Origin of the sequence: Streptococcus sp. HMSC072D07 (assembly GCF_001814835.1) — a bacterium.
Taxonomy (GTDB): Bacteria; Bacillota; Bacilli; order Lactobacillales; family Streptococcaceae; genus Streptococcus.
The window spans coordinates 175,023-180,381 of record NZ_KV818036.1 but is presented as its reverse complement, the minus strand read 5'-3'; the positions used below and the strand labels follow the sequence as shown (position 1 = coordinate 180,381).

The window sequence follows — 5,359 nt, the reverse complement described above, 5'->3', positions numbered from 1 at the left end:
GCGGTAGAATTTGATAATTTTCAAGATGCAAAGAAAGTTTTTTTTGACAAATTAGAGCTTGTTATAGAATCTAATAAACTGAATATACAATTAGGATTACCAGTAGAATACTCCTCACCGCTTTGGGACAAGGAAGTGACTGGTTAACTCCTCAGTTCTTGCAGTTTAAATACGCTAAATAGAGAAAGAAGCAGAAAATATGACTCAGAAAGAACAAGCAATGATTTATCCCTTGCCAACTGATGCTCTAATACAGGAAAGAGAAGTAGCGTGGAAAGTTCGACTACCTGATGATTATAAGGAATTTATAAAGAATGAGAATGGATTGATTCCGTCAAAACGGTATTTTCATTTTAGGCATAATGAGAAAGTAATTGATCGCTTTTTAGCTATACTAGCTGTTTCAGGTGAGAAGGCAGAAGAGGATTACGATATCGGAGTTGTGAGTACACAATTGGAAGGTCGTATTGTATTTGATGAAGATTCAGTGGGAATGCAACTAATCCCCATAGCAGCATTGTTTGGTGGCGACTTTCTTTGTCTAAACTATGCGGAGGAAGCCGAACATCCAAGCATTTGTATTTGGTATCACGAAGAATCCTACGAGCTGGAGCCTGTCATAGAGTTTGTAGCTAATAACTTTACAGAGTTTTTAGCAATGCTATATTGATAGAAAGAAAGGTATCGGAGAAGAGCATTATCCGCCCCTAGAAAAGGAGTTAATACATGTTAAGAGACAAACACAAAGATCATGCATATTTTGAAAAACGTTTGAATCGGCTACAAAAACGTTTAAGAGAAGATGTCGAGATGACGAATGAAATTTCGGAGAAGTATTTGTTGCTCCATTATCAAGATTTGGTTTTGGATAACGAAGGACTAGTGAAACTTTCCTATTCTATAGGGGCTTCGAAAGAGGAGATTTTCCCCTATTATCAAGGGATTCTGTCTTATCTCAAACTCATTGCTTCAGAGGGAGTTCCATTTGACTTGGCAGTTAATATCTTTGCCTTGGGAGTTCTCTACAGTGAGCGCAAGGGAGAGTTTCTAGATGATTTAAAGGCTATTTATGAGCAGATGGATCATACTGATGGCTTGATTGAATACTACATGGTCTATCTATTCCATGATAAGGTAGTTCCTTTCCATTCGATTTTAGAGTATCAAAATATGATTGAGGACACTTATGAGAGTGTAGCCAAGGCACAGGGATTTTGGTATTATAGTCATTCTGATGAACCTTGGTACGGAACACATAAGTATGATAATAGAGGTTACGATGGCTACTGGAGTTTTGACACCGCCGCAACCTGCAAGATCAAAGGGATTTTCGATGAACGCTTGAAAGATTTAGAGTACTTCCCATATGACCTTCTAGTCCAAGAAAACTAAGAAAACTGGGTTTCTACCCAGTTTTTATCAAACAGGTAGTCTCCTTTTTCTTTACGTTAACAAGGCTATTCTTAACACGGACATCCACAGCATGGCTGAGGTCCTCAAGCAAAGAGGGATTATATCGGAGGTAAATAAAATGGTATTAACTATAGAGCCATTTGGGTATGCAGAATATGAAAATATCAAGCTTTTAGAAAAACGATTTGATATCAAACTTCCAGTTGACTATAAAGAATTTTTAGTCACACAAAACGGAGGAAGGAATTCATCTTATACATTTGAAAATTCAATTAAGATTGATCAACTTGATGAAGTTATTAATATTGATACTATGTTTGGTATAAATACTGGAATTAAAAATGCAGATATAGAACAGTGGACGGAAGAATATCGTAATGATATTTTTGAACATTCCATTATCATTGGAGACACTATTCAGCACGGATTTCTACTATTTTGGCAAAGTGGTGATGCTAACGAAGGCTTATATTATTACGACGATACCTATCAATTAGAAGCCTCAAGCGATGAGAACAATGCCTATTTTTTAGCTAAAACATTTTCAGAATTTACGGATTTGATATAGAACTAAGGATACAATTGAAGGAATTATCTGAATAGATTTTTCCTTAGATTTACAAATTGAGGTCAAACAACTTCAAAGAAATTTGAATCTTCTACAAAGTAAAGGACTACCTTTATATCCAAACCAAGGTGCAACTCAGGAACTATGGGAACGTTTTTACAATAAATTAGATTGAGGTATAAAAATGGATGCAACAAAATTAAATAAGCTATCATATATCCTATATTCTGAAAGCAATGCTGAAGCTGTGAAACTAGTTAAGTCTATTGATAGTGAAGATGAACTCTTTGTCTTGTTTGATAATTATAACTGGGATAATGGTTTTGAAGTACCAGATGCAATTATTAATCATCCAAATTGTACTCTCCCAGTTGCCTTATTAGCTTTTTATAGAGCAGACGGTATACAATATTTACTTGAAGGAGAGGCTGTTTTTGCAAATCGCTTATCGCAATCCTGGGAAAATTTTATAAAGGAAGTTTATGATAAAATTTTGAAAAAGCAATATCCCAATGGAAGTATCTCTTTTCAACCTGAAATAACAAAAATTCAGAAGTTTAAATTAAATAAGTTGAATCCCAATCTCGATTCGTTTATTTTAGATGGAGTGTTAGGAAAAGATTTACATATTCGTCTTTAAAATTAAGAATAACGATACGATAGCCCGCTTTAAATGGATGCGGAAACCGATTGACAGGACCCAGCAGGTAAATACCTAAGCGGCTTGGCCAAGGCGGGAAAGACTGCAGGACTCACCGCTGTTAAGACTAGTATAAAAACAGCAGTGAAGGAAGACATTGAACAAGGTGCTAAGAATTTCAATACCTTTAAAGGGCTCAAGAATAGAAAGCTGTATTAAATGATGTTCCTCCTAAGAAAGTTTCAGTAAGGATAGATACTGTTTTTGAAGAAGGTTCTGTATCAGTCAGGCCAAAAATGTTTAACGTACGCTATCAAATTGAAGGAGAGCCATTTCGAATTAAGCAGATAAGGAATAAACCAGGAGATTAAAAATGTTTGAAAATCAATTAAGCCAATTGTTTAATGATATAGCAAATTATGTAAATCGTATTATTCCAGTAACTTGGAATGATTTATACTTTAATGTTGAGTTAAAGGAAGGGGAAATGAATGGAAACGGGAAATACAGTGTCTATTTGGATTGGAAATTTTGCAGATCAATCTCAATTAGATCATTATATGCAGATATGCTATGATGAGGATGGAGAGGCAGTTCCGTCTCAATTCTTAATAGAGAATGGCATTGATTTGGATGATATTGATGACGATTGGCTAGAAGCTCAGGTTGATGATAGGAATCACTCAAACCTCGAACAGATGTTGAAAGGTGCATCTTATGAACAGACTATTCTTCGAAATTTAAAAGAGGAAGGAATCAAAACGGTTATTCCTCCAAGCAACACCATCATTTTGCTATACAATTATGATTGTAGTGGCAATAAAATAGTAATAGAAAATATAAGATTTCTCGGAACTGTTAGATATAAGGAGACTTAGTCTCATTATTGCAAGATAATAGTATCAATTATATGGTATACTTCATTAATGGGAGCTCTTTATGAAGATACTTTAGAGGTGAAAAATGATATTTGAAGACGAATTTTCAGCTAAACAAACAGACATGATTCAGTTGGCATTAGAATATGCGGATAGGGTAGATTAAAAGGTTGATTCTGTGTACATATATGGTTCTAATGAGAAGAATTCATACAGTTTTAACATATTTTATATTTCTGAGAATAAAATTTTTACTATGCGTACATTACCAAGGAGAAACTTTGATGATTTAAACAATCTAATTTTCCATGTCTTAAAAATAGGAACCGATGACGTTAAAGAGTTAAAGAAAATTTGTGAGAAGTATGACCAGCCAATGCCTACGCAGATAAAATTGATTTATGATAATAAACAGAATAAAGTAAAGGGAAAGTATTCCTATGATTTATTCTATTCTAATTCAGATACACTAACCTCGGGCAATATTTTTGAACAATGGTACAATGAAGTAAAAGACGAGCAACTGTAGGAGAAGATGATGACCCAATTTGAAGATAAATTTATGGAAGTTCAGGTTAACATGATTTCATTGGCTATGGAATATGTCCAAAATCAGGCAGAAAAAGTATATATTTATTGCATCTCTGAAGAAGCGTTGCTTTCTTTTGATGTTTTTTATAAAATCAATGGAGTTTATGTCAAATTACACAAGGTTAACACTGTTTTGGATACTAAAGTAGATGATTCTGATAATATGATGTTTTCAGTATTACGATACGGTAATGAAGATATACAAAAATTGATTGATGTTTGCCAAGAATATAATCGTGAACATCCAACTGAAATGTGGCTTGTCTATGATGCACAGAAAAACAGCCTTGACAGTCGCTATAGCTATGAAAGACGTTATGACAAGGATGAAGAATTGCTTCCACGTCTAGAGTTTGAAAAATGGTTTGAGGAAGTAAAAGACGAGCAACTGTAGGAGAAGAAGATGACACAATTTGAAGATAAATTTATGGAAATCCAGATTGACATGATTTCACTAGCAATGGAATATGTCCATAATCAAGCAGAAAAAGTATATATCTATGCGATAGCGGACAGTTTGTATAGTTTTAATGTATTTTATAAGATTAAAGGAAATATTGTACACAAACACTTAGTAAATGATTTTTTACCTACAAAATCACACATTGATACCAGTTTACAATCTCTCTTGTTGAAAGAAGGTGTCAAGGATGTAAAATCAATGCTTGATGTTTGCCAAGAATATAATCGCGAGCATCCAACTGAAATGTGGTTGATTTATGATGCTCAGAAAAACAGTCTTGATAGTCGCTATAGCTATGAAGGGCGTTATGACAAGGATGAAGAGTTGCTTCCAAGTCTAGAGTTTGAAAAATGGTTTGAGGAAGTAAAAGACGAGCAACTGTAGGAGAAGAAGATGACACAATTTGAAGATAAATTTATGGAAATCCAGATTGACATGATTTCATTGGCTATGGAATATGTCCAAAATCAAGCAGATAAAATTTTTATTTATTGCGTTGCGGATGGTTTTTATAGGTTTGATGTGTTTTTTAAAACTAATAATCATTATCTAGATAGAGATGAGATTGAGGGTTACCTTCCTAATGAAATAGATAGTTCAGATGAAATTCAGTTTAGTCTATTAGGAATTGGGGCACAAGATATAGAAAGAATGGTTAAGCTGTGCAAAGAATATAATCGTGAACACCCAACTGAAATGTGGTTGATTTATGATGCCAAGAAAAACAGCCTTGACAGTCGCTACAGTTATGAAGGGCGTTATGACAAGGATGAGGAATTGCTTCCACGTCTAGAGTTTGAAAAATG

Annotated in this window: 10 protein-coding genes and 1 pseudogene; all 11 read left to right on the top strand. The window is 34.2% G+C overall.

Annotated features, from left to right (window positions below):
- A partial coding sequence (locus HMPREF2991_RS11125; protein WP_257371851.1) for an Imm59 family immunity protein occupies positions 1 to 147 on the top strand: 147 nt, incomplete at its 5' end.
- Positions 148 to 199: 52 nt separating this feature from the next.
- Complete coding sequence (locus HMPREF2991_RS01665; RefSeq protein WP_070683299.1) at positions 200 to 670, top strand: SMI1/KNR4 family protein; 471 nt, start codon at positions 200 to 202, stop codon at positions 668 to 670.
- Positions 671 to 726: 56 nt separating this feature from the next.
- Positions 727 to 1,392, top strand: a complete 666-nt coding sequence (locus tag HMPREF2991_RS01660; protein ID WP_070683297.1) for a PoNe immunity protein domain-containing protein — start codon at positions 727 to 729, stop codon at positions 1,390 to 1,392.
- A 139-nt stretch (positions 1,393 to 1,531) separates the two neighbouring features.
- On the top strand, positions 1,532 to 1,981 hold the full coding sequence (locus HMPREF2991_RS01655) for an SMI1/KNR4 family protein (protein WP_070683295.1): 450 nt from the start codon (positions 1,532 to 1,534) through the stop codon (positions 1,979 to 1,981).
- A 184-nt stretch (positions 1,982 to 2,165) separates the two neighbouring features.
- Positions 2,166 to 2,621, top strand: a complete 456-nt coding sequence (locus tag HMPREF2991_RS01650; RefSeq protein ID WP_070683293.1) for a DUF4274 domain-containing protein — start codon at positions 2,166 to 2,168, stop codon at positions 2,619 to 2,621.
- A gap of 373 nt (positions 2,622 to 2,994) precedes the next feature.
- A complete protein-coding gene (locus HMPREF2991_RS11120) occupies positions 2,995 to 3,198 on the top strand; it encodes an immunity protein YezG family protein (protein WP_083312754.1) in 204 nt (67 codons plus the stop codon).
- Positions 3,113 to 3,499, top strand: a complete 387-nt coding sequence (locus HMPREF2991_RS01645) for an immunity 22 family protein (protein ID WP_070683292.1) — start codon at positions 3,113 to 3,115, stop codon at positions 3,497 to 3,499. The genes HMPREF2991_RS11120 and HMPREF2991_RS01645 overlap by 86 nt, the downstream gene beginning before the upstream one ends.
- 85 nt (positions 3,500 to 3,584) lie before the next feature.
- Positions 3,585 to 4,028, top strand: a pseudogene (locus tag HMPREF2991_RS11400) (hypothetical protein).
- Between the two features lie 9 nt (positions 4,029 to 4,037).
- Positions 4,038 to 4,484, top strand: a complete 447-nt coding sequence (locus HMPREF2991_RS01635) for a hypothetical protein (protein WP_070683290.1) — start codon at positions 4,038 to 4,040, stop codon at positions 4,482 to 4,484.
- A gap of 9 nt (positions 4,485 to 4,493) precedes the next feature.
- Positions 4,494 to 4,937: a hypothetical protein gene (locus HMPREF2991_RS01630; protein ID WP_070683288.1), complete on the top strand. Its 444-nt coding sequence runs from the start codon at positions 4,494 to 4,496 to the stop codon at positions 4,935 to 4,937.
- Between the two features lie 9 nt (positions 4,938 to 4,946).
- On the top strand, positions 4,947 to 5,359 hold a 413-nt coding region (locus tag HMPREF2991_RS01625), incomplete at its 3' end, for a hypothetical protein (RefSeq protein ID WP_070683287.1).

Coding starts and splice junctions, on each gene's coding strand:
- HMPREF2991_RS01665 (WP_070683299.1), top strand. CDS start 200: ATGACTCAGAAAGAACAAGCAATGATTTATCCCTTGCCAACTGATGCT.
- HMPREF2991_RS01660 (WP_070683297.1), top strand. CDS start 727: ATGTTAAGAGACAAACACAAAGATCATGCATATTTTGAAAAACGTTTG.
- HMPREF2991_RS01655 (WP_070683295.1), top strand. CDS start 1,532: ATGGTATTAACTATAGAGCCATTTGGGTATGCAGAATATGAAAATATC.
- HMPREF2991_RS01650 (WP_070683293.1), top strand. CDS start 2,166: ATGGATGCAACAAAATTAAATAAGCTATCATATATCCTATATTCTGAA.
- HMPREF2991_RS11120 (WP_083312754.1), top strand. CDS start 2,995: ATGTTTGAAAATCAATTAAGCCAATTGTTTAATGATATAGCAAATTAT.
- HMPREF2991_RS01645 (WP_070683292.1), top strand. CDS start 3,113: ATGGAAACGGGAAATACAGTGTCTATTTGGATTGGAAATTTTGCAGAT.
- HMPREF2991_RS01635 (WP_070683290.1), top strand. CDS start 4,038: ATGACCCAATTTGAAGATAAATTTATGGAAGTTCAGGTTAACATGATT.
- HMPREF2991_RS01630 (WP_070683288.1), top strand. CDS start 4,494: ATGACACAATTTGAAGATAAATTTATGGAAATCCAGATTGACATGATT.